We start from the raw sequence: 20026 nt of genomic DNA, 5'->3' as shown, positions 1-20026 counted from the left end.
GCCATGGCCGAGAGCGAGAGTGGTCAGGACAAGACAGAAGACCCCACGGAGAAACGTAAAAAGGACTCCCGGGAAAAGGGCGAGATTGCCCGCTCCAAAGAACTCAATACCCTGGCGGTGATGCTCGCCGGTGCCGGTGGCCTGCTGATCTACGGCGGTGGCCTGGCGTTGGACCTGATGGAGTTGATGAAGCTCAACTTCTCCCTGCCCCGCGAAGTGCTGCTCAGCCCAGGCGCCATGGGGCTGTACCTGTTGCACTCGGGGAAGATCGCGATTCTGGCGGTGCAGCCGGTGCTGATTACGCTGCTGCTGGCCGCACTGATCGGCCCGGTCTCCCTCGGCGGCTGGTTGTTTGCGCCCGGCAGCATGGCGCCCAAGTTCAGCCGTATGAACCCCGGGCCCGGGCTCAAGCGCATGTTTTCCAGCAAGGCGCTGGTGGAACTGCTCAAGGCCTTGGCCAAATTCATTCTGATCCTGTTTGTGGCGCTGACGGTGTTGTCATCCGACATTGATGATTTGCTGCGCATCGCCCATGAACCGCTGGAGTCGGCGATCATTCACAGCGTGCAATTGGTGGGCTGGAGTTCGCTGTGGATGGCCTGCGGGCTGATCATCATTGCCGCCGTGGATGCGCCGATCCAGCTGTGGGAAAGCCACAAGAAGCTGCTGATGACCAAGCAGGAAGTGCGCGACGAACACAAGGACCAGGAAGGCCGCCCAGAGGTCAAGCAGCGCATTCGCCAGCTGCAGCGCGAGATGTCCCAGCGCAAGATGATGGCCGCAGTGCCCGACGCCGATGTGGTCATCACCAACCCGACCCACTATGCCGTGGCGCTCAAATACGACCCGGAGAAGGGCGGCGCGCCGATGCTGCTGGCCAAGGGCAGTGACTTCACCGCGCTGAAGATCCGCGAGATTGCGGTGGCCAACGACATCCTGCTGCTGGAATCGCCTGAGCTGGCGCGGTCGATCTTCTACTCCACCGACCTGGACCAGGAAATCCCGGCCGGGCTGTACCTGGCCGTTGCCCAAGTGCTGGCGTACGTCTATCAGATCCGCCAATACCGCGCGGGCAAGGGCAAGCGCCCGGACCCGCTCAAAGACCTGCCTATCCCCCCAGAGCTGCGCCGCGACTCCTGACAACCCGCTCACTACAATTTACCGTTCGTCGTTGATGGGGGGCGACCTGTCAAGGTTGACAGTGGTCGTTGGCATGGCTTCGCGGTTTGATAGTGCTGCAAGTTCTTAAGCGGCGGTCGGGAGTAAGGCAATGGCGACGGGCACGGTCAAATGGTTCAACGCGGCAAAGGGCTTTGGGTTCATCACCTCGGACGATGATCAGAAAGACTTGTTCGTACACTATTCAGCCATTGAGTCCGACGGATTCAAGACGCTGGAGGAGAACCAAAAAGTTGAGTTCAGCGTTGTGGAAGGCCCCAAAGGCCCTCAGGCCGCGAAGGTGCATCCACGCTGACGGGTGAGCAAAGACGCCAGTCGTGTATTCCTCAAGCAAAAGTTGGAAGGCTTCTTGCAATACCGCCTGCAAGTCGCTTTTCGGCGTCAAAAGTTTGCTTCAAGGAAACGAGGAATACCGGTGGTGGATCGCTCTCAAATGCTCGGCACGGCCCGCAGCACCCTGACTGACCTTTCGCGAGGCAATCTGGGTGTGCCGTTGTTGTTGCTGGTGATGCTGGCAATGATGATGTTGCCGATGCCGCCGTTCCTGCTGGACGTGTTCTTCACCTTCAACATTGCGCTGTCGGTGGTGGTGCTGCTGGTCTGCGTATACGCCCTGCGGCCCCTGGATTTCGCGGTCTTCCCGACCATCCTGCTGGTGGCGACCCTGCTGCGCCTGGCGCTCAACGTGGCGTCGACCCGGGTGGTCATGCTGCACGGCCAGGACGGCCATGCCGCTGCAGGTAAGGTGATCCAGGCCTTCGGTGAGGTGGTGATCGGCGGCAACTACGTGGTCGGTATCGTGGTGTTTGCGATCCTCATGATCATCAACTTCGTGGTGGTCACCAAGGGTGCCGGGCGTATCTCCGAGGTGAGCGCACGGTTTACCCTCGACGCCATGCCCGGCAAACAGATGGCCATCGACGCCGACCTCAACGCCGGCCTGATCGACCAGAACCAAGCCAAGGCCCGCCGCCTGGAAGTGGCCCAAGAGGCTGAGTTCTACGGTTCGATGGACGGTGCCAGCAAATTCGTACGCGGTGACGCCATTGCGGGCCTGTTGATTCTGTTCATCAACCTGATCGGCGGCATGGCCGTCGGTATCTTCCAGCACGGCATGACCTTCGGCGATGCGGGCAAGGTGTACGCCTTGCTGACCATCGGTGACGGTTTAGTGGCGCAATTGCCATCACTGTTGTTATCTACAGCAGCGGCCATCATGGTGACCCGTGCTTCGGGCTCCGAAGACATGGGCAAGCAGATCAGCCGTCAGATGTTCGCCTCGCCCAAGGCGCTGGCCGTGGCGGCGGGCATCATGGCGATCATGGGCATCGTGCCGGGCATGCCCCACGTGTCGTTCCTCAGCATGGCGGCCATGGCCGCTGGCGGTGCCTACCTGTTCTGGCGCAAGCAAAACCAGGTCAAGGTGCTGGCCCAGCAGGAAATCGCCCGTCAGCAGGATTTGCTGCCTTCCCCGGCCCGCGCCCAGGAAACCAAGGAGCTTGGCTGGGATGACGTGACCCCGATCGACATGATCGGCCTGGAAGTGGGCTACCGCCTGATTCCGCTGGTAGACCGCAACCAGGGCGGCCAACTGCTCGCCCGGATCAAGGGTGTGCGCAAGAAACTGTCGCAAGACCTGGGGTTCCTGATGCCCACTGTGCACATTCGCGACAACCTCGACCTGGCCCCGAGCGCCTACCGCCTGACCCTGATGGGCGTGATCCTCGCTGAAGCGGAGATCTACCCGGACCGCGAGTTGGCGATCAACCCCGGCCAGGTGTTTGGCTCGCTCAACGGCATAACCGCCAAAGATCCGGCTTTTGGCCTTGACGCGGTGTGGATCGAAGTCAGCCAGCGCAGCCAGGCCCAGTCCCTCGGTTATACCGTGGTAGACGCTAGTACCGTGGTCGCGACCCACCTCAACCAGATCCTCTACAAGCACTCCCACGAGCTGATCGGCCACGAAGAAGTCCAGCAATTGATGGGTTTGCTGGGCAAAGCCTCGCCAAAACTCGCCGAAGAACTGGTGCCGGGCGTGCTGTCGCTGTCGCAATTGCTCAAGGTGCTGCAGGCGCTGCTGGCCGAGCAAGTGCCGGTGCGCGACATCCGCAGCATTGCCGAGGCCATCGCCAACAATGCCGCCAAGAGTCAAGATACTGCCGCCCTGGTGGCCGCCGTGCGCGTCGGATTGTCGCGTGCAATCGTGCAAAGCATTGTAGGGATTGACTCCGAGCTGCCTGTGATCACCTTGGAACCAAGGTTGGAACAAATATTGCTCAATAGTATTCAGAAGGCAGGACAAGGCCAGGAAGAGGGCGTTCTGCTGGAGCCAAGCATGGCTGAGAAGCTGCAGCGTTCGTTGATCGAAGCCGCGCAGCGCCAGGAAATGGCAGGCCAGCCGATCATTCTGCTGGTGGCCGGCCCCGTCCGAGCGATGTTGTCGCGATTTGGGCGCCTGGCAGTACCGAATTTGCACGTTTTGGCTTATCAGGAAATTCCTGACAACAAGCAAGTGACTATCGTCGCGACAGTAGGGCCCAACGGCTGAGGGTAGTGGGTTATGCAAGTTAAGCGTTTTTTCGCCGCCGATATGCGTCAGGCCATGAAACTGGTTCGTGATGAATTGGGCGCCGACGCCGCGATTATCGGAAACCGCCGCATTGCCGGTGGTGTCGAGCTGACGGCTGCCCTGGATTACACCCCCCAGGCGCTGGCGCCGCGTGTGCCGAACATGGAACTCGAAGACGAGCTGCGCAAGACCGCTTCGCGCATTGTGTCGGCCCAGGCTGAACTGAGCATGCGTGGCGACAGCGATGCCACCACCAATCGCCAACTGTTCGCCGGCCTGCCGCTGACCGCTGCCGAGCCGTTGGTAGAACCGACCTTCAAAGAACCACCGCGTCCTGCTGCGCCAGCCCCGGCCCCCGCAGTCGACCCGCGTGTGTTCGACTCGATGCGTTTTGAACTCAATGGCCTGCGTGAGCTGCTGGAAGTCCAGCTTGGTTCGCTGGCGTGGACCCAGCTGCAAGGCAGCAAGCCGCAACAGGCCAACCTGTGGCGCCGCCTGCAACGTATCGGCTTGTCCGGCCCGTTGTCCCGCGACCTGCTGGCCCTCACCGCCGAAGTCGAAGAGCCTCGCCAGGCCTGGCGCATGTTGCTGGCCCACCTGGCGCGCATGATCGTCACCCTGGAAATCGAGCCCCTGGAAGAGGGCGGTGTGATCGCTATGGTCGGCCCTGCCGGCATGGGCAAGACCACCACCCTGGCCAAACTGGCCGCGCGTTACGTGCTCAAGTACGGCGCGCAGAACATCGCGCTGGTGAGCATGGACAGCTACCGTATTGGTGCCCAGGAACAGCTCAAGACCCTGGGGCGTATCCTCAATGTGTCGGTGACCCACGTCGACCCGGGCCAGTCCCTGGCCAATGCCCTCGACCCCCTGTTGCGCAAGCGCGTGGTGTTGATCGATACCGCTGGCCTGCAAGCCAGCGACCCGGCGTTGCGCATGCAACTGGAAAGCCTGGCCGGGCGTGGCATCAAGTCGAAGAATTACCTGGTGCTTGCAACCACCAGCCAGAAACAGGTTCTTACCGCTGCGTATCACAGCTACAAGCGCTGCGGCCTGGCCGGTTGCATCCTGACTAAACTCGATGAAACGGCGAGTCTGGGCGAGGTGTTGAGCCTGGCCATCAGCCACGAATTGCCGGTTGCCTACCTGACCGACGGGCCGCGGATCCCGGATGATCTGCATCTGCCGCGCCGTCATCAGTTGGTCAGCCGTGCAGTCAGCGTGCAAATGCAAGAAGAGCCTAGCGAGGAAGCGATGGCCGACATGTTCGCTGACCTTTACCACAACCCGGCAAAACGGGTCGGTTGAGGGCAGCATGAACACCGTGAAATGTATCTACATCGATGGTCTGCAAGCGATTCACGCGGCCAAGCCATGTAGCCTGCGTCTAAGCAAGACAAGGTAAAGAAATAAAATGGGCAGCATGCATCCCGTACAGGTGATCGCGGTGACCGGCGGCAAAGGTGGCGTCGGGAAAACTAACGTGTCAGTGAATTTGTCCCTGGCCCTGGCAGAGCTTGGCCGTCGCGTCATGCTGCTGGATGCTGACCTGGGGTTGGCGAACGTCGACGTTCTGCTGGGGCTGACACCCAAACACACCCTCGCCGATGTGATCGAAGGCCGTTGTGAGCTGCGCGATGTGCTGCTCCAGGGCCCCGGTGGCATTCGGATCGTGCCGGCCGCCTCGGGCACCCAGAGCATGGTGCACCTGAGCCCGGCGCAGCATGCCGGCCTGATCCAGGCCTTCAGTGATATCGGCGACAACCTCGACGTGCTGGTGATCGACACCGCCGCCGGGATCGGCGAGTCCGTGGTCAGCTTCGTGCGCGCGGCGCAAGAAGTGCTGCTGGTGGTCTGCGATGAACCCACCTCGATCACCGACGCCTACGCCCTGATCAAACTGCTTAACCGTGACTACGGCATGAACCGCTTCCGCGTGCTGGCCAACATGGCCCAAAGCCCTCAGGAGGGGCGAAACCTGTTCGCCAAGTTGACCAAGGTCACGGATCGCTTCCTCGATGTCGCCTTACAATACGTCGGCGCAGTTCCTTATGACGAGTGTGTACGCAAGGCCGTGCAAAAGCAGCGTGCGGTCTATGAAGCGTTCCCTCGTTCGAAGTGCGCACTGGCGTTCAAGGCCATTGCCCAGAAGGTCGATACCTGGCCGTTGCCCGCCAACCCGCGGGGGCATCTGGAGTTTTTCGTCGAGCGATTGGTGCATCAGACGAGCGCAGGACCCGTGCTATGACAGCGACTGGCTACAACGCGTACAAGAAGTCTGCCCGTGACAGCCAGGGCGAGTTGATCGAGCGCTACGCGCCGTTGGTCAAGCGTATCGCCTATCACCTGCTGGCACGCCTGCCGGCCAGCGTCCAGGTCGAAGACCTGATCCAGGCCGGCATGATCGGCTTGCTCGAAGTGTCGACCAAATACGACGCGAGCAAGGGTGCAAGTTTTGAGACGTATGCGGGTATCCGTATCCGTGGCGCGATGCTCGACGAAGTGCGCAAAGGCGATTGGGCACCGCGTTCGGTGCACCGCAATACGCGCATGGTCAGTGATGCAATTCGCGCAATTGAAGCAAAAACCGGTCGTGACGCTAAAGATCATGAAGTTGCGGCCGAACTCCAATTGAGTCTCGATGATTACTACGGGATTTTGAACGATACCTTGGGCAGCCGCCTGTTCAGTTTCGACGACCTGTTGCAGGACGGCGAACACGAAGGGCTGCACGAGGACGGCGCGAGTGCACATCTCGAGCCGTCGCGTGACCTGGAAGATGAACGCTTCCAGGGCGCGTTGGCGGACGCGATCGCCAATTTGCCGGAGCGTGAGCGACTGGTGTTGGCGCTGTACTACGACGAAGAGCTGAACCTCAAGGAAATCGGTGAGGTCCTGGGGGTCAGCGAGTCGCGTGTCAGCCAGCTGCATAGCCAGTGCGCAGCCCGCTTGCGGGGGCGATTGGGAGAGTGGCGAGCGCGCTGACAGGCAGTGTGGGGACACTGCAGACGCTACCGTGAAAGCCCACGCTTTCGCGGGTTCGTACCGTGGTGCCCTGGGCAGTCCTTTTTGTGTAACGCCTGTTGATTGAAATGGCGCGTCCAGGTGCTGGGCGCGTTTAAGACTGCTTGGAGGTCGAATTGGACAAGAACATGAAAATCCTCATCGTTGATGACTTCTCAACGATGCGGCGGATCATAAAAAACCTGTTGCGTGACCTTGGGTTCACAAACACGGTCGAGGCGGATGACGGCATTACGGCAATTCCGATCCTCAACAGCGGGAGCATCGACTTTCTGGTAACCGACTGGAACATGCCGGGCATGACCGGTATCGATTTGCTGCGCCACGTGCGTGCTGATGAAAAACTGCGCAGCCTGCCTGTGCTGATGGTGACCGCCGAAGCCAAGCGTGAGCAGATCATCGAAGCCGCCCAAGCCGGGGTAAACGGTTACGTGGTCAAGCCATTCACTGCGCTGGCCTTGAAAGAGAAGATCGAGAAAATCTTCGAACGCATCGGTCATTGATGCTGCCACGGGGGAGCTATGGAGCATAAAGAAACGTCACAGGGAGACTTCGAGTCGACCCTGAAAAAGCATGCTCACCAGTTGGTCGACAGCCTTGAAAAAGGCCAGTTTGGCGACGCGGTGCAGTTAATCCATGAGCTCAACCAGACCCGTGACCGCGGCCTGTACCAGGAAGTGGGCAAGCTCACGCGCGAGCTGCACAGTGCGATCGTCAATTTCCAGATTGACCCGCACATGCCCCAGGCCGAAGAGATTTCGCAAATCACCGATGCCACCGAACGCCTGTCCTACGTGGTCAGGCTGACTGAGGCGGCGGCCAACCGCACCATGGACCTGGTGGAGAACGCCACGCCCCTGGTCAATGGAATGGCCAATGAAGCCCAGGCCCTCAGCGTTGACTGGGGCCGCTTCATGCGTCGGGAAGTGGGCGCGGAAGAGTTTCGTGAATTGGCGCGTCGGGTCGACGGCTTTTTGTCGCGCAGCGAGCAGGAAAACCGCACGGTTTCCAGCAACCTCAACGACATTCTGCTGGCCCAGGATTACCAGGACCTCACCGGCCAGGTGATCAAGCGTGTGACCCAATTGGTCACCGAAGTGGAAAGCAACTTGCTCAAATTGGTGCTTATGGCAGGCCAGGTTGATCGCTTTGCCGGTATCGAACATGACCGCGCAGCGATCCTCTCGGAAAAAGATCCACAAAAACATCTCGCCAAGGGTGAAGGTCCGCAGATTCATGCCGATAAACGTGAAGACGTTGTATCGGGTCAGGATGATGTTGATGACCTGTTATCCAGTTTAGGCTTCTAAGGAGCACCCACATGAGCTTCGGCGCCGATGAAGAAATCCTTCAGGATTTCCTTGTAGAGGCCGGCGAAATTTTAGAGCAACTGTCCGAACAACTGGTCGAGCTGGAAAGCCGGCCGGATGATGCGAACCTGCTCAATGCAATTTTTCGCGGTTTTCACACTGTAAAAGGGGGCGCCGGCTTCCTCCAGCTCCATGAGCTGGTGGAGTGCTGCCACATCGCCGAGAACGTGTTCGACATCCTGCGCAAGGGTGAGCGTCACGTTGACTCGGAATTGATGGACGTGATTCTCGAAGCACTGGATGCGGTCAACGGCATGTTCAGCGAAGTGCGCGACCGTGCACCGATTACTGCCGCCACTCCGGAACTGCTGGCCGCCCTGGCGCGGCTGGCAGAACCTGCCGACACCTCGGCCGCACCCGTTGCGGCTGCGGCGCCCGAGCCTGTGGTGGAAGCCGAGCCGGACGTGACGGACAGCGAGTTCGAACAGCTGCTCAACTCCCTCAGTGCCGTCAAGGCCGAGGCTGAGGCCCCGGCGGCTGCGGCGGCTGAAGTCGCGGCACCGACCAGCGAAGACATCACCGACGCAGAGTTCGAGTCACTGCTCGACCAATTGCATGGCAAAGGCCAGTTCGCGGCCGACGCCGTGGCGCCTGCCGCCGCGCCAGAAGCGCCGGCGGCCTCCGCCAACACCGACATTACCGACGACGAATTCGAAGCGTTGCTCGACCAACTGCACGGCAAGGGCACCTTTGTGGCCGACGCCTTGCCGGAAGTCGCTGCAACCGCCGCCGCGCCGGCCGATGACGGGCTGATTTCCGATCACGAGTTCGAGTCCCTGCTGGACGAATTGCACGGCAAAGGCAAGTTCTCCGAAGTGGCCCCGGCCGCTGCGGTAGCAACGGCCGCACCGGTAGCTGCCAAAGCCGCCGCGCCTGCTGCCAAGCCCGCTCCGGCCCCTGCGGCCGCTGCTGCACCTGCGCCTGCACGGGCGGCTGCCGCGCCGGTGGCCGACAAGCCGGCCAGTGAAGCCGAAACCACCGTACGGGTTGATACCGCACGCCTGGACGACATCATGAACATGGTCGGCGAACTGGTGTTGGTACGTAACCGCCTGGTGCGCCTGGGCCTGAGCAGCGGCGATGAAGCCATGCAAAAGGCCGTGTCGAACCTGGACGTAGTGACCGCCGACCTGCAGACCGCCGTGATGAAAACGCGGATGCAGCCGATCAAGAAAGTCTTCGGCCGCTTCCCGCGCCTGGTCCGCGACCTGGCACGCCAGCTCAAGAAAGAGATCAACCTGGAACTGGTGGGTGAAGAAACCGACCTCGACAAGAACCTGGTCGAGGCCCTGGCCGACCCGCTGGTCCACTTGGTGCGCAACGCTGTCGACCACGGCGTGGAAACCCCGGAAGAACGCGAAGCGTCGGGCAAATCGCGCAATGGCAAGGTGATCCTGGCCGCCGAGCAAGAAGGCGACCACATCCTGTTGTCGATCACCGATGACGGCAAGGGCATGGACCCGGCGATCCTGCGCAATATCGCGGTCAAGCGTGGCGTGATGGACAAGGATGCCGCCGACCGCCTGACCGACACCGAGTGCTACAACCTGATCTTCGCCCCGGGCTTCTCGACCAAGACCGAGATCTCCGACGTGTCCGGCCGTGGCGTGGGCATGGACGTGGTGAAGACCAAGATCAGCCAGCTCAACGGCTCGATCAACATTTACTCGACCAAGGGCCAGGGCTCGAAGATCGTGATCAAGGTGCCGTTGACCTTGGCGATCATGCCGACCCTGATGGTGATGCTGGGCAACCAGGCGTTCGCCTTCCCGCTGGTCAACGTCAACGAGATCTTCCACCTCGACCTGTCGCGCACCAACGTGGTGGACGGCCAGGAAGTGGTGATCGTGCGCGACAAGGCGTTGCCACTGTTCTACCTCAAGCGCTGGCTGGTGGCATCGGCCAAGCATGAAGAGCAGCGCGAAGGCCATGTGGTGATTCTCTCCGTGGGCACCCAGCGTATCGGCTTTGTGGTCGATCAACTGGTGGGCCAGGAAGAAGTGGTCATCAAGCCTTTGGGCAAAATGCTGCAGGGAACCCCGGGCATGTCGGGTGCGACCATCACCGGTGACGGCCGGATCGCGCTGATTCTCGATGTTCCGAGCATGCTCAAGCGTTACGCCGCTCGGCGTATTTGATTCTGGTGGGGCAGGGCGGTATTGCCCGCCCCGCCTAACGGAGTGTTTATGGCAGTCAAGGTCCTGGTGGTGGACGATTCGGGTTTCTTCCGCCGCCGCGTCTCGGAAATTCTTTCCGCCGACCCAACGATCCAGGTGGTCGGCACGGCCACCAACGGCAAAGAGGCGATTGATCAAGCCATTGCGTTGAAGCCGGACGTGATCACCATGGACTACGAGATGCCGATGATGGATGGCATCACCGCAGTTCGGCACATCATGCAGCGCTGCCCGACCCCGGTGTTGATGTTCTCCTCGCTGACCCACGAAGGCGCCCGGGTGACCCTGGATGCGCTGGACGCCGGCGCGGTGGACTTCCTGCCGAAGAACTTCGAAGACATCTCGCGCAACCCCGAGAAGGTCAAGCAGATGCTGTGCGAGAAGGTGCACAGCATTTCCCGCAGTAACCGTCGCAGCCTGTTCAGCACCCCCGCGCCTGCGCCAACCCCGGCTCCCGCAGCGGCCCCGACCAGCGCGTTCGGGCGTCCTGCGCCGGCACCGGTTGCGCGTCCTGTTGCGCCTGCACCGGTGCGGGCTGCTGCGCCGGCTGCCGCTCATTCGCCTGCGCCCAAGCGCAAAGCCTACAAGTTGGTGGCCATCGGCACGTCCACGGGCGGCCCGGTTGCCCTGCAACGTGTGCTGACCCAGCTGCCGGCCAACTTTCCGGCGCCGATCGTGCTGGTGCAACACATGCCGGCCGCGTTCACCAAGGCCTTCGCCGAGCGCCTGGACAAGCTGTGCCGCATCAGCGTCAAGGAAGCCGAGGATGGCGACATCCTGCGTCCTGGCCTGGCGCTGCTGGCCCCGGGTGGCAAGCAGATGATGGTGGACGGCCGTGGCGCGATCAAAATCCTGCCGGGCGATGAGCGCCTCAACTACAAGCCTTGCGTGGATATCACCTTCGGTTCGGCAGCCAAGTCCTACGGCGACAAAGTTCTGGCGGTGGTGCTCACCGGCATGGGCGCCGACGGCCGCGAAGGCGCGCGCCTGCTCAAGCAGGGCGGCAGCGCCATTTGGGCCCAGGACGAAGCCAGCTGCGTGATCTATGGCATGCCCATGGCCATCGTCAAGGCTGACCTGGCCGATGCGGTCTACAGCCTGGACGACATCGGCAAGCATCTGGTGGAGGCCTGCCTCTGATGGATGTGTTGAGCCTGATCGGCATCATCATGGCGTTTGTCGCGATCATCGGCGGCAACTACCTCGAAGGTGGCCACCTCGGCGCCTTGGCCAACGGCCCGGCCGCGCTGATCGTGATCGGCGGCACCGTGGGCGCGGCACTGTTGCAATCGCCCCTGAGCTCGTTCAAGCGCGCCATGCAGATCCTGGTGTGGATCATCTTCCCGCCACGTGTGGACCTGCCAGGCGGCATCGACCGTGTGGTCAACTGGAGCCTCACCGCGCGCAAGGAAGGCCTGCTGGGCCTGGAAGGCGTGGCCGATGCGGAGCCCGACAGCTACGCGCGCAAAGGCCTGCAGTTGCTGGTCGACGGCGCCGAACCGGAAGCGATCCGCAGCATCCTGGAAGTGGATTTCTACACCCAGGAAAGCCGCGACATCAACGCCGCCAAGGTCTTTGAAAGCATGGGCGGCTACGCGCCGACCATCGGCATCATCGGTGCGGTGATGGGCCTGATCCACGTGATGGGCAACCTCGCCGACCCTTCGCAGCTGGGCAGCGGCATTGCCGTGGCGTTTGTCGCCACCATCTACGGTGTGGCCAGTGCCAACCTGGTGTTGTTGCCGGTGGCGAGCAAACTCAAGTCGATTGCCATGCGCCAGTCGCGTTATCGCGAGATGTTGCTGGAAGGTATTTTGTCGATTGCCGAGGGCGAGAACCCGCGCTCCATCGAATTGAAGCTTCAGGGCTTCATGGATTGATGAACATGCACCCTGTAGGAGCCGGCTTGCCGGCGAAAGTCGTCAACGATGACGCGGGTTGCCGGGCACCCTGCGGTGTGCTCGGGTTTTTCGCCGGCAAGCCGGCTCCTACAGGGGATTTGTGTTGCCGGGGGAGGTGCCTGTGAGCCGTCGCCGTCGCGAACCTGAAGAACACGTCAACCACGAGCGGTGGCTGGTGTCCTATGCGGACTTCATCACCTTGCTGTTCGCGTTTTTTGTGGTGATGTATTCCATTTCGTCGATCAACGAAGGCAAGTACAAAGTCATTTCCCAGGCGCTGATCGGTGTGTTCAACGATGCTGACCGCGCCCTCAAGCCGATCCCCATTGGTGAAGAGCGGCCCAAGACCGTGACCCCGGCCAAGCCGCTGGTCAACGACAGCGACGAAACCGCAGCCGGCGTGGGGGGCACCAGCGACCCGCTGAAAAGCATCGCCGATGACATCAGCGCCGCCTTTGGCGACCTGATCAGCTCCAACCAGATGACCGTGCGCGGCAATGAGTTGTGGGTCGAGATCGAGCTCAATTCCAGCCTGCTGTTCGCCAGTGCCGACGCGATGCCCAGCGACCAGGCGTTCACTATCATCGACAAGGTGGCGGCGATCCTCAAGCCGTTCGAAAACCCGATCCATGTGGAAGGCTTTACCGACAATTTCCCCATCAGCACCGCGCAGTACCCGACCAACTGGGAGCTGTCTTCGGCGCGTGCGGCAAGCATCGTGCGCATGCTCGCGATGCAGGGGGTGAACCCCGGGCGCCTGGCGTCGGTGGGCTACGGTGAGTTTCAGCCAGTGGCCAATAACGCCACGGCCGAGGGCCGCGCGAAGAACCGCCGCGTGGTGCTGGTGGTGTCGCGCAACCTCGATGTGCGCCGCAGCCTGACGGGCACGGGGACGGCAAATGCGACACCGGATGCGGCGTTGAAGCGGGCTGGCACACAAACTGCACCGGCCCCTGCAAAGCCGCCGGTTCGTTCGGGCAACGTCAATTCTCCGTCACCGGCTCAATAACCCTATGCAATGTCTCGGTCGCGCCTGTGCCCACCGGGAGGAACCAACCGAATGAGAGTCTGGGCAGTTGCCAATCAAAAAGGTGGGGTCGGCAAGACCACCACCTCCATCGCCTTAGCCGGCTTGCTGGCCGAGGCGGGCAAGCGTGTGGTTGTGGTCGACCTGGACCCCCACGGCTCCATGACCAGCTATTTCGGCTACGACCCGGATGCGCTGGAACACAGCAATTACGACCTGTTCCTGCACAAAGGAAGCGTACCGGCCGACTTGCCGGGGCAATTGCTGCTGCCCACCAGCAACGAAAGCATTTCCCTGCTGCCGTCCAGCACCGCCCTGGCCACCCTTGAGCGCCAGTCGCCCGGGCAGAGCGGCCTGGGCCTGGTGATCGCCAAGACCCTGGCGCAACTGTGGCAGGACTTCGACTACGCAATCATCGACAGCCCACCGTTGCTGGGCGTGCTGATGGTCAACGCCTTGGCAGCGAGCCAGCAGTTGGTGATTCCGGTGCAGACCGAGCACCTGGCCGTCAAAGGCCTGGAACGCATGGTCAGCACCCTGGCGATGATCAACCGCTCGCGCAAGCAGGCGCTGCCATTCAGCATCGTGCCGACCTTGTTCGACCGCCGCACCCAGGCGTCCCTCGGTACGCTGCGCGTGTTGCGCGATGCCTACCCGGACACCATCTGGAACGGCTACATCCCGGTGGACACGCGCCTGCGTGACGCCAGCCGCGCAGGCCTCGCGCCGTCGCAGTTCGACCCGAAAAGCCGTGGCGTGCTGGCCTATCGCGCGTTGCTCAAGCATCTGCTGTCCCAGCAGCTTGTGGCGCAGGTGGCGTGATGAACCGTCCCGTCGAACTCAAGACCCGGCCGCAACTGGCACTGGAGTCCTACCTGGACGCCTTGCTGCAGGACGCGACCGCTGAAGAATTGCCCGAGCCGATCCTGGTGCTGGAGCCGGCCGTCGAACCAGAAAGCACGTTGGATGAATTCCAGCTGGCGGTGCTGGAAGAACAAGCGCGTGACGCCCAAGTGGTTGTCGCGCCGGTTGTGGTGCCGATCGTCCCCGTGGTGGTGGCGCCTGTAGCGCCCGTGGTGGTCGAGCCCGTGGTCGAGGTGCACCTGCCGCCGAGCATCACGCCGCCACCTGTGACGGGCGACGACCGACCGTCCTGGGCCGCCGAGCCGTTCGAATGCCTGCTGTTCGATGTCGCGGGCCTGACCCTGGCCGTGCCGCTGGTGTGCCTGGGTTCGATCTATTCTCTGGAAGGCCAGGAACTGACACCGCTGTTCGGGCAGCCGGAGTGGTTCCTCGGCATCCTGCCGAGCCAGGCCGGCAACTTGAAAGTCCTCGATACCGCGCGCTGGGTCATGCCCGACCGCTACCGTGATGACTTCCGTCAGGGCTTGCAGTACGTGATCTCGGTGCAGGGCTACGAGTGGGGGCTGGCGGTTCATCAAGTCAGCCGCTCGTTGCGCCTGGACCCGAACGAAATCAAATGGCGCAGCCACCGGGGCCAACGGCCTTGGCTGGCAGGCACCGTGATCGAACACATGTGCGCGTTGCTCGACGTCGCCGAGCTGGCCGAGCTGATCGCCAGCGGCGCCGTCAAATCGATGCCACTGAACAAACACAGTTGATTGAACAATAAGGGTCGCATGCGAATGCGGCCAATGAAGCACACACGCCGTGTCATGCGGCATTTGAAGGGGTCAGGGGTATGAATAAATCAGCGTCCGCACAAGGTTTGGATGATCCGATCCTGCAATGGGTGACCTTCAAACTGGACAACGAGTCCTACGGCATCAACGTGATGCGCGTGCAGGAAGTGCTGCGCTACACCGAGATCGCGCCGGTACCGGGTGCGCCAAGCTATGTGCTGGGCATCATCAACCTGCGTGGCAACGTGGTGACGGTGATCGACACCCGCCAGCGCTTTGGCCTGGTGCCGACTGAAGTCAACGACAACACCCGTATCGTCATCATCGAAGCCGACAAGCAAGTGGTCGGGATCATGGTCGACAGCGTGGCTGAAGTGGTTTACCTGCGCCAATCGGAAGTGGAAACCGCGCCGAACGTGGGTAATGAAGAATCCGCCAAGTTTATCCAGGGCGTGTGCAACAAGAACGGCGAGCTGCTGATTCTGGTTGAGCTGGACAAGATGATGAGCGAAGAAGAATGGTCGGAACTGGAGAGCATCTGATTGTTCCTTGAGGCGGCGGTGATCGTCCTGGCCCTGTTGTGGGCCGGGACGCTGGCATTTGTGCTGCGCTATGTGCGTCAGCAGCGGGAATTGGCTTTGCAGCAGGCCGAGCGTGATGCCGTGCGGGACCGACGCCTGGTGGAGTTGGCCAAGCGGGTTGATCACTTCCAGCAGAGTGCGGTGAAGGTCGGGGACGAGGTGCACGAGTTGCGCGCGATCCTGGGGCCGTTGCCGGATAAGTTGGCGCAGATTGAACAGCGTGATCCGTCCAGCCTTTCGTTTGCGCAGGCGGCGAAATTGGTGGGGATGGGGGCGACGGTGGATGAGTTGACGCAGTCTTGTGGGTTGACTCAGGCTGAGGCGCAGCTGATGAGTAAGCTTCACAAGAGCTGACCGAGTACATATCCATTACTTAGGTAGCGGCCGCCTATGGTTCCGCTCTTACAGCGGCTCACTTTTGGAAAGGCCCAAAAGTAAGCAAAAGGCCTTTGCCCCAACACTCGGCACCTCGCCTAGGCTCGGTGTGCCCTCACTCCGGCTTTGGAGCGTGGGCCGCCGCGATGGGCCATCCTTGGCCCAGCGCGGCTAACCCGGCGTCCTGCCGGGTTACCCACGCTCCAAAGCCTGCGTTCGGCCAGCGTGTTTAACGGGGCGCCTCAGATCAAAATCAAAAGCACACGCGGCGGCCTTAGAGCCGACCGGTGATGTTTGCCGACCGCATCCCCCTGTAGGAGCCGGCTTGCCGGCGATGCAGACACCTCGGTGAATCAGGTACACCGCGTTGATGCCATCGCAGGCAAGCCAGCTCCCACAGGATGTCGCGTTTGCCGGGATTTTAGCGTCATCGTTGACGACCATCGCCGGCAAGCCGGCTCCTACAAATATGGGTGTGGGGCGGGGTTACACGGCAACGCGGGAGGTAGAACCAATGACCTTTTCCAGCACACTGAAATCAATCCAGTCACGCACATCGAAGCGCCTTGGAATGAAATGCCAGCGAAACAGAAAATCCGTGAAATCCTGCAACGCTTCAATCGACCGCGAGTCCAGGGTGGTACGCAACCGCCGATGCGCATCCTCGCCATACGCCGCCGTCACCCAATACTCACTGGTGTTCAGTTCCTTGGCCAGAAAGCGTCGGGTCTCATCCGGATTGGCCCAGGCCCATTGCTCGGTGCGCAACACGGTGTCGACGATTTTCACGCTGGCATCAAAGTGTTCCTGCAGCAGGTTGATGTCCACCGTGAGGGTGCGCGGCGTGCCGTTGTTGCTGCGGATCAGCGGGTCGGGGTGGGAGCCGGTGTCGACCACCACGTGCAGCCCAAACTCGTTGGCCAGGTGCACGGCATGGGCGCCCTTGAGGAAGATCGCGTCGATATCGCCGCGCAGCAGGCCGATCAGTTCGTTATTGCGCCGGCTGAAACGGCTGACGCCCAGGCTGACTTCGGGGCCGTACACGTAAGAAGTCTGGTTGTCGCTGTAGGTGCCGCCGTAGGGGTAGTCCACCAGCTCCACATCGCTGACGTTCAAACCTTCCAGCTTCAGCGCGTTTTCCAGGCCACGCAGGGCCTGGGCGCGGGTGAAGTCGATCTGCACGTTGGCCCATTTGGGCAGGCCGAAGCGGCGGTTCTTCAAGTCGCGCACGCTCTTCACACCGCTTTCGGCGGTGGTCAGGATCAACTGCACTTCGTCGCTCCACGACAGCCCCAGCACGCGGGTCTCGACGCCACTGGCATAGGCCCAGATCGCCGGGATGTTGCCGCCATGGCGCACCGAGTTTTGCAGGTGATGGTCGTAGTGGGCTTCGCGCACTTCCCGTTCAGTGGATTCGCGCAACGATTGGATGTTGGTGCCGTAGGGCAGGAAGGCTTCGGCCAGCCGCCCGGATTGCACGGCAATGCCCAGCCCGGTGGGCACCGGGCTGTGGGTGTACCAGAGGGTATCGAGTGGTTTGCTCATAAAGGTCTTCGTTCAACTCCATGAAATTTCGACGCTGCCCGACCTGTAGGAGCCCGGCTTGCCGGCGATGGGGGCCATGAGTACGCCATCGCCGGCAAGCCGGGCTCCTACAGGGTTAGCTGGCGAGTGCGGTGTTGCCGTCTTGCAGCGCATGCAGCGGCCGTGCATCGATCCATTCGCGCACGTCGAAGGTGTTGGGAATAAAGCGCCAGCGGTGCAGGAAGTTCGTGAAGTCCTGCAGGGCGGCGATGGCTTGTTCGTCCAGTTCGGTGCGCAGGCGCAGGTGCGCATCTTCGCCGTAGGCGGCAGTCACCCAGTACTCGCTGCTGTTGGTTTCCCGCGCCAGGTAGCGGCGGGTGTCTTCGGGGTGGGTGTGGGCCCATTGCTCGGCACGCAGCACCGAGTCGAGGATGCCGGTGGCCACGTCGAAATGCTGCTCCAGCAGGTTCAGGTCCACCGCCAGGGTGCGCGGTGTGCCGTTGTTGCTGCGGATCAGCGGGTCGGGGTGGGAACCGGTGTCGATCACCGTGTGCAGGCCGAAATCATGGGCATGCTGGGCCGCGCTGGCGCCCTTGAGGAAGATCGCATCGACTTCGCCGCGCAACAGGCCGATCAGTTCCAGGTTGCGCTCGCTCACTTGTGTATTGACCGGCGTGCCAGCCACATTGCGCACCGCGCTGTCGCTGAACGTGCCGCCGTAGCGGAAGTTGACCAGCTTCACATCGCCCACCTTCAAGCCTTCCAGCGACAGGGCGTTTTCCAGGCCACGCAACGCCTGGGCACGGGTGAAGTCGATCTGCGCGCCGGCCCAGTCCGGCAGGCCGAAGGTGCGGCCCCTGAGGTCTTTGACGGTCTTGATGCCGCTGTCCTGGCGGGTCAGGATCAGTTGCACCTCATCGGCCCAGGACAAACCGATCACACGGGTCTCGCGGCCTTGGGCACGGGCCCAGATCGCCGGGATATTGCCGCCGTGGCGTACCGAGTTTTGCAGGGTGTGGTCGAAGTGCGACTCGCGCACGGCCTTGTCGTTGGACTCGCGCAGGGACTGCACCTCGGTGCCGAGGGCGCCGACGGTGTCTTGCAGCCAGCCTTTCTGCACAGCGATGCCCAGGCCGGTGGGCACCGGGCAACGGGTGTACCAGAGGGTGTCGAGGGGTTGCGTCATCACAGGTTCTCCCGCAGCGCTCAGGCGCTGGCTTTCAAGGGTTGCAGGGCCGGGCGTTGGTGCACCAGCGGCAAGACTTCCTGGCCAATGCGCAGGGCTTCTTCCAGGTGCGGGTTGCCGGCGAGGATAAACGTCGAGAAGCCGGCGTCGCGGTATTCCACCAGGCGCTCGGCGATGTTTTCGTGGCTGCCCACCAGGCCGACCGTGGGGCCCGGCTTGGCCTTGGCAAAACCGGCCCACAGGTTGGGGCCGATGATCAGGTCGTCAAAACGGTCGACGTTCTGGTGGTAGGCGGTCTGCCGCGCAGCACCCACCGAGTCCGAACCGCTGGTAAACCCCTTCGCCACGGCACTGGGCTTGCCTTCGAGCTTGTCGAACTGACGGCGCAGGTCTTTCCAGGCCAGCTCTTCGGTCTCGCGGGCGAACAGGTCGACCCGCAGGCCAAACCGCACGCTGCGACCCTGTTTGTCGGCCAGCTCACGCACGCGGTCGATGTGCGGCTTGAGTTTGTCGATGGGCTCGGCCCAGTTCAGGTACACGTCGGCGTGCTTGGCGGCCACACCGAGGGCGGCGTCCGAAAAGCCGGAGAAATACACCCCGGGCTTGCGCTCGTTCTGCAGGCCGTGGGGCAGGGCGCCGTTTTCGAGCTGGTAGATATCGCCGTCGTAGGAGAACTTTTCGTTGGCCCACAGGCCCTGGATGATGTCGAGGAATTCGCCGGTGCGCTTGTAGCGCAGGTCGTGTTCCAGGAAGTCGCCATTGGCGCGCTGGCTGGCGGGGTTGCCGCCGGTGATGATGTTCCAGTCCAGGCGGCCACGGCTGAGGTTCTGCAGGATCGCGGCCTGCTGGGCGGCGTAGGCGGGCAGGGTCCAGGTGGCCTGGAAGGCGATCAGGAACTTGATGCGCCGGGTTTCCCGGGCCAGCGCGGCGGCGGCAATCCACGGCTCGGGGCCGGTGGGCAGCAGCGCACCTTCGAACCCGGCGAGTTCGGCGGCCTTGGCGACTTGGGCGATGTAGTCGATGTAGGTGAAGTCGTCGGGCTCGCCGTTGGGCAGGCGGCCAGGGGCGATGTGGCCGGGGCGGTAGTGGGGGTTGCCGCGGTTGTGTTTGTCGGTGGTGAGTTGCGGGCCGTCGGTGCCCAGTGGCAGGCGCCAGAAAAATTCAGTGCTCATGGGTGCTCCTGATTCGGTCGTGCGAGGTGCGAGGGACCTGATGGGGGGATGTGTGCAACGGGCATGCCATGGGGGCTGGGAGCCGTGGGGGCTCGGGTTGGCGGGGGAGTTGGGGGTGGGGGTGCTGCTGGAGCAGCAGTGGGGCAGCAGTGGGTGTTGGGGGTGAAGCAGTGGCTTGTTTTTGGGGTGGGAGTACATATCCGTTTTTTGGGTGATGGCGGCTTATGGTTCCGCCCTTACGGCGGGTCACTTTTGGAAAAGAGCCCGGAATGCCGGCCCAGCCAAAAGTAACCAAAAG

Annotated in this window: 19 protein-coding genes; 16 read left to right on the top strand and 3 right to left on the bottom strand. The window is 62.2% G+C overall.

Annotation, left to right across the window (positions count from 1 at the left end):
- Positions 1-3 precede the first annotated feature (3 nt).
- The 16 genes from flhB (at position 4) to AC07SU_RS26580 (ending at position 15825) form a co-directional block, all read left to right on the top strand.
- Positions 4-1140, top strand: a complete 1137-nt coding sequence (gene flhB, locus AC07SU_RS26655) for a flagellar biosynthesis protein FlhB (protein WP_176999079.1) — start codon at positions 4-6, stop codon at positions 1138-1140.
- A gap of 130 nt (positions 1141-1270) precedes the next feature.
- Complete coding sequence (locus AC07SU_RS26650; RefSeq protein ID WP_176999078.1) at positions 1271-1474, top strand: cold-shock protein; 204 nt, start codon at positions 1271-1273, stop codon at positions 1472-1474.
- 138 nt (positions 1475-1612) lie between these two features.
- Entirely contained in the window at positions 1613-3727 is a 2115-nt protein-coding gene (gene flhA / locus AC07SU_RS26645; RefSeq protein WP_218172831.1) for a flagellar biosynthesis protein FlhA, read from the top strand.
- A 12-nt stretch (positions 3728-3739) separates the two neighbouring features.
- A complete protein-coding gene (gene flhF / locus AC07SU_RS26640; protein WP_494998747.1) occupies positions 3740-5056 on the top strand; it encodes a flagellar biosynthesis GTPase FlhF in 1317 nt (438 codons plus the stop codon).
- A 106-nt stretch (positions 5057-5162) separates the two neighbouring features.
- On the top strand, positions 5163-5996 hold the full coding sequence (gene fleN / locus AC07SU_RS26635; RefSeq protein ID WP_003192912.1) for a flagellar synthesis regulator FleN: 834 nt from the start codon (positions 5163-5165) through the stop codon (positions 5994-5996).
- The gene (gene fliA, locus AC07SU_RS26630; RefSeq protein ID WP_135292003.1) at positions 5993-6733 is read left to right on the top strand and encodes an RNA polymerase sigma factor FliA; all 741 of its coding nucleotides are present in this window, start codon (positions 5993-5995) and stop codon (positions 6731-6733) included. The genes fleN and fliA overlap by 4 nt, the downstream gene beginning before the upstream one ends.
- A 167-nt stretch (positions 6734-6900) precedes the next feature.
- Positions 6901-7275, top strand: coding sequence for a chemotaxis response regulator CheY (locus AC07SU_RS26625; protein ID WP_005790040.1), 375 nt, complete (start codon positions 6901-6903; stop codon positions 7273-7275).
- 18 nt (positions 7276-7293) lie between these two features.
- Positions 7294-8082: a protein phosphatase CheZ gene (locus AC07SU_RS26620; protein WP_176999075.1), complete on the top strand. Its 789-nt coding sequence runs from the start codon at positions 7294-7296 to the stop codon at positions 8080-8082.
- 11 nt (positions 8083-8093) lie between these two features.
- Positions 8094-10280 (top strand): chemotaxis protein CheA, encoded by a 2187-nt coding sequence (locus AC07SU_RS26615; RefSeq protein ID WP_494998746.1) that lies wholly within the window; start codon positions 8094-8096, stop codon positions 10278-10280.
- 48 nt (positions 10281-10328) lie between these two features.
- The gene (locus tag AC07SU_RS26610) at positions 10329-11459 is read left to right on the top strand and encodes a protein-glutamate methylesterase/protein-glutamine glutaminase (RefSeq protein ID WP_176999073.1); all 1131 of its coding nucleotides are present in this window, start codon (positions 10329-10331) and stop codon (positions 11457-11459) included.
- Positions 11459-12199: a flagellar motor protein gene (locus AC07SU_RS26605; protein ID WP_010208778.1), complete on the top strand. Its 741-nt coding sequence runs from the start codon at positions 11459-11461 to the stop codon at positions 12197-12199. The genes AC07SU_RS26610 and AC07SU_RS26605 overlap by 1 nt, the downstream gene beginning before the upstream one ends.
- A 142-nt stretch (positions 12200-12341) precedes the next feature.
- Positions 12342-13229, top strand: coding sequence for a flagellar motor protein MotD (motD, locus tag AC07SU_RS26600; protein ID WP_176999072.1), 888 nt, complete (start codon positions 12342-12344; stop codon positions 13227-13229).
- Positions 13230-13280: 51 nt separating this feature from the next.
- Positions 13281-14069: a ParA family protein gene (locus tag AC07SU_RS26595; RefSeq protein ID WP_016976611.1), complete on the top strand. Its 789-nt coding sequence runs from the start codon at positions 13281-13283 to the stop codon at positions 14067-14069.
- Positions 14069-14869: a CheW domain-containing protein gene (locus AC07SU_RS26590; protein WP_494998745.1), complete on the top strand. Its 801-nt coding sequence runs from the start codon at positions 14069-14071 to the stop codon at positions 14867-14869. Before AC07SU_RS26595 ends, AC07SU_RS26590 begins: the two co-directional genes overlap by 1 nt.
- Positions 14870-14949: 80 nt before the next feature.
- Positions 14950-15432 (top strand): chemotaxis protein CheW, encoded by a 483-nt coding sequence (locus tag AC07SU_RS26585; RefSeq protein ID WP_010564003.1) that lies wholly within the window; start codon positions 14950-14952, stop codon positions 15430-15432.
- On the top strand, positions 15433-15825 hold the full coding sequence (locus tag AC07SU_RS26580) for a DUF2802 domain-containing protein (RefSeq protein WP_176999070.1): 393 nt from the start codon (positions 15433-15435) through the stop codon (positions 15823-15825).
- A gap of 507 nt (positions 15826-16332) precedes the next feature.
- Here the strand turns inward: AC07SU_RS26580 and AC07SU_RS26575 are convergent.
- The 3 genes from AC07SU_RS26575 to AC07SU_RS26565 form a co-directional block, all read right to left on the bottom strand.
- Complete coding sequence (locus AC07SU_RS26575; protein WP_176999103.1) at positions 16333-17391, bottom strand: ABC transporter substrate-binding protein; 1059 nt, start codon at positions 17389-17391, stop codon at positions 16333-16335.
- A 115-nt stretch (positions 17392-17506) separates the two neighbouring features.
- Positions 17507-18556: an ABC transporter substrate-binding protein gene (locus AC07SU_RS26570; RefSeq protein ID WP_494998744.1), complete on the bottom strand. Its 1050-nt coding sequence runs from the start codon at positions 18554-18556 to the stop codon at positions 17507-17509.
- Positions 18557-18576: 20 nt separating this feature from the next.
- Entirely contained in the window at positions 18577-19728 is a 1152-nt protein-coding gene (locus AC07SU_RS26565; protein WP_494998743.1) for an LLM class flavin-dependent oxidoreductase, read from the bottom strand.
- Positions 19729-20026 lie beyond the last annotated feature (298 nt).

The organism is Pseudomonas sp. GW821-FHT05H12, assembly GCF_059419385.1.
This window is presented reverse-complemented; position numbering and strand designations above follow the sequence as displayed.

Excerpts from the sequence above, each read along its gene's own strand:
- AC07SU_RS26650 (WP_176999078.1), top strand. The coding sequence starts at position 1,271 with ATGGCGACGGGCACGGTCAAATGGTTCAACGCGGCAAAGGGCTTTGGG.
- AC07SU_RS26565 (WP_494998743.1), bottom strand. The coding sequence starts at position 19,728 with ATGAGCACTGAATTTTTCTGGCGCCTGCCACTGGGCACCGACGGCCCG.
- AC07SU_RS26620 (WP_176999075.1), top strand. The coding sequence starts at position 7,294 with ATGGAGCATAAAGAAACGTCACAGGGAGACTTCGAGTCGACCCTGAAA.
- AC07SU_RS26615 (WP_494998746.1), top strand. The coding sequence starts at position 8,094 with ATGAGCTTCGGCGCCGATGAAGAAATCCTTCAGGATTTCCTTGTAGAG.
- AC07SU_RS26570 (WP_494998744.1), bottom strand. The coding sequence starts at position 18,556 with ATGACGCAACCCCTCGACACCCTCTGGTACACCCGTTGCCCGGTGCCC.
- AC07SU_RS26605 (WP_010208778.1), top strand. The coding sequence starts at position 11,459 with ATGGATGTGTTGAGCCTGATCGGCATCATCATGGCGTTTGTCGCGATC.
- fliA (WP_135292003.1), top strand. The coding sequence starts at position 5,993 with ATGACAGCGACTGGCTACAACGCGTACAAGAAGTCTGCCCGTGACAGC.
- flhF (WP_494998747.1), top strand. The coding sequence starts at position 3,740 with ATGCAAGTTAAGCGTTTTTTCGCCGCCGATATGCGTCAGGCCATGAAA.
- AC07SU_RS26610 (WP_176999073.1), top strand. The coding sequence starts at position 10,329 with ATGGCAGTCAAGGTCCTGGTGGTGGACGATTCGGGTTTCTTCCGCCGC.
- flhB (WP_176999079.1), top strand. The coding sequence starts at position 4 with ATGGCCGAGAGCGAGAGTGGTCAGGACAAGACAGAAGACCCCACGGAG.
- AC07SU_RS26575 (WP_176999103.1), bottom strand. The coding sequence starts at position 17,391 with ATGAGCAAACCACTCGATACCCTCTGGTACACCCACAGCCCGGTGCCC.
- AC07SU_RS26595 (WP_016976611.1), top strand. The coding sequence starts at position 13,281 with ATGAGAGTCTGGGCAGTTGCCAATCAAAAAGGTGGGGTCGGCAAGACC.
- flhA (WP_218172831.1), top strand. The coding sequence starts at position 1,613 with ATGCTCGGCACGGCCCGCAGCACCCTGACTGACCTTTCGCGAGGCAAT.
- AC07SU_RS26590 (WP_494998745.1), top strand. The coding sequence starts at position 14,069 with ATGAACCGTCCCGTCGAACTCAAGACCCGGCCGCAACTGGCACTGGAG.
- fleN (WP_003192912.1), top strand. The coding sequence starts at position 5,163 with ATGGGCAGCATGCATCCCGTACAGGTGATCGCGGTGACCGGCGGCAAA.
- AC07SU_RS26585 (WP_010564003.1), top strand. The coding sequence starts at position 14,950 with ATGAATAAATCAGCGTCCGCACAAGGTTTGGATGATCCGATCCTGCAA.
- AC07SU_RS26625 (WP_005790040.1), top strand. The coding sequence starts at position 6,901 with ATGAAAATCCTCATCGTTGATGACTTCTCAACGATGCGGCGGATCATA.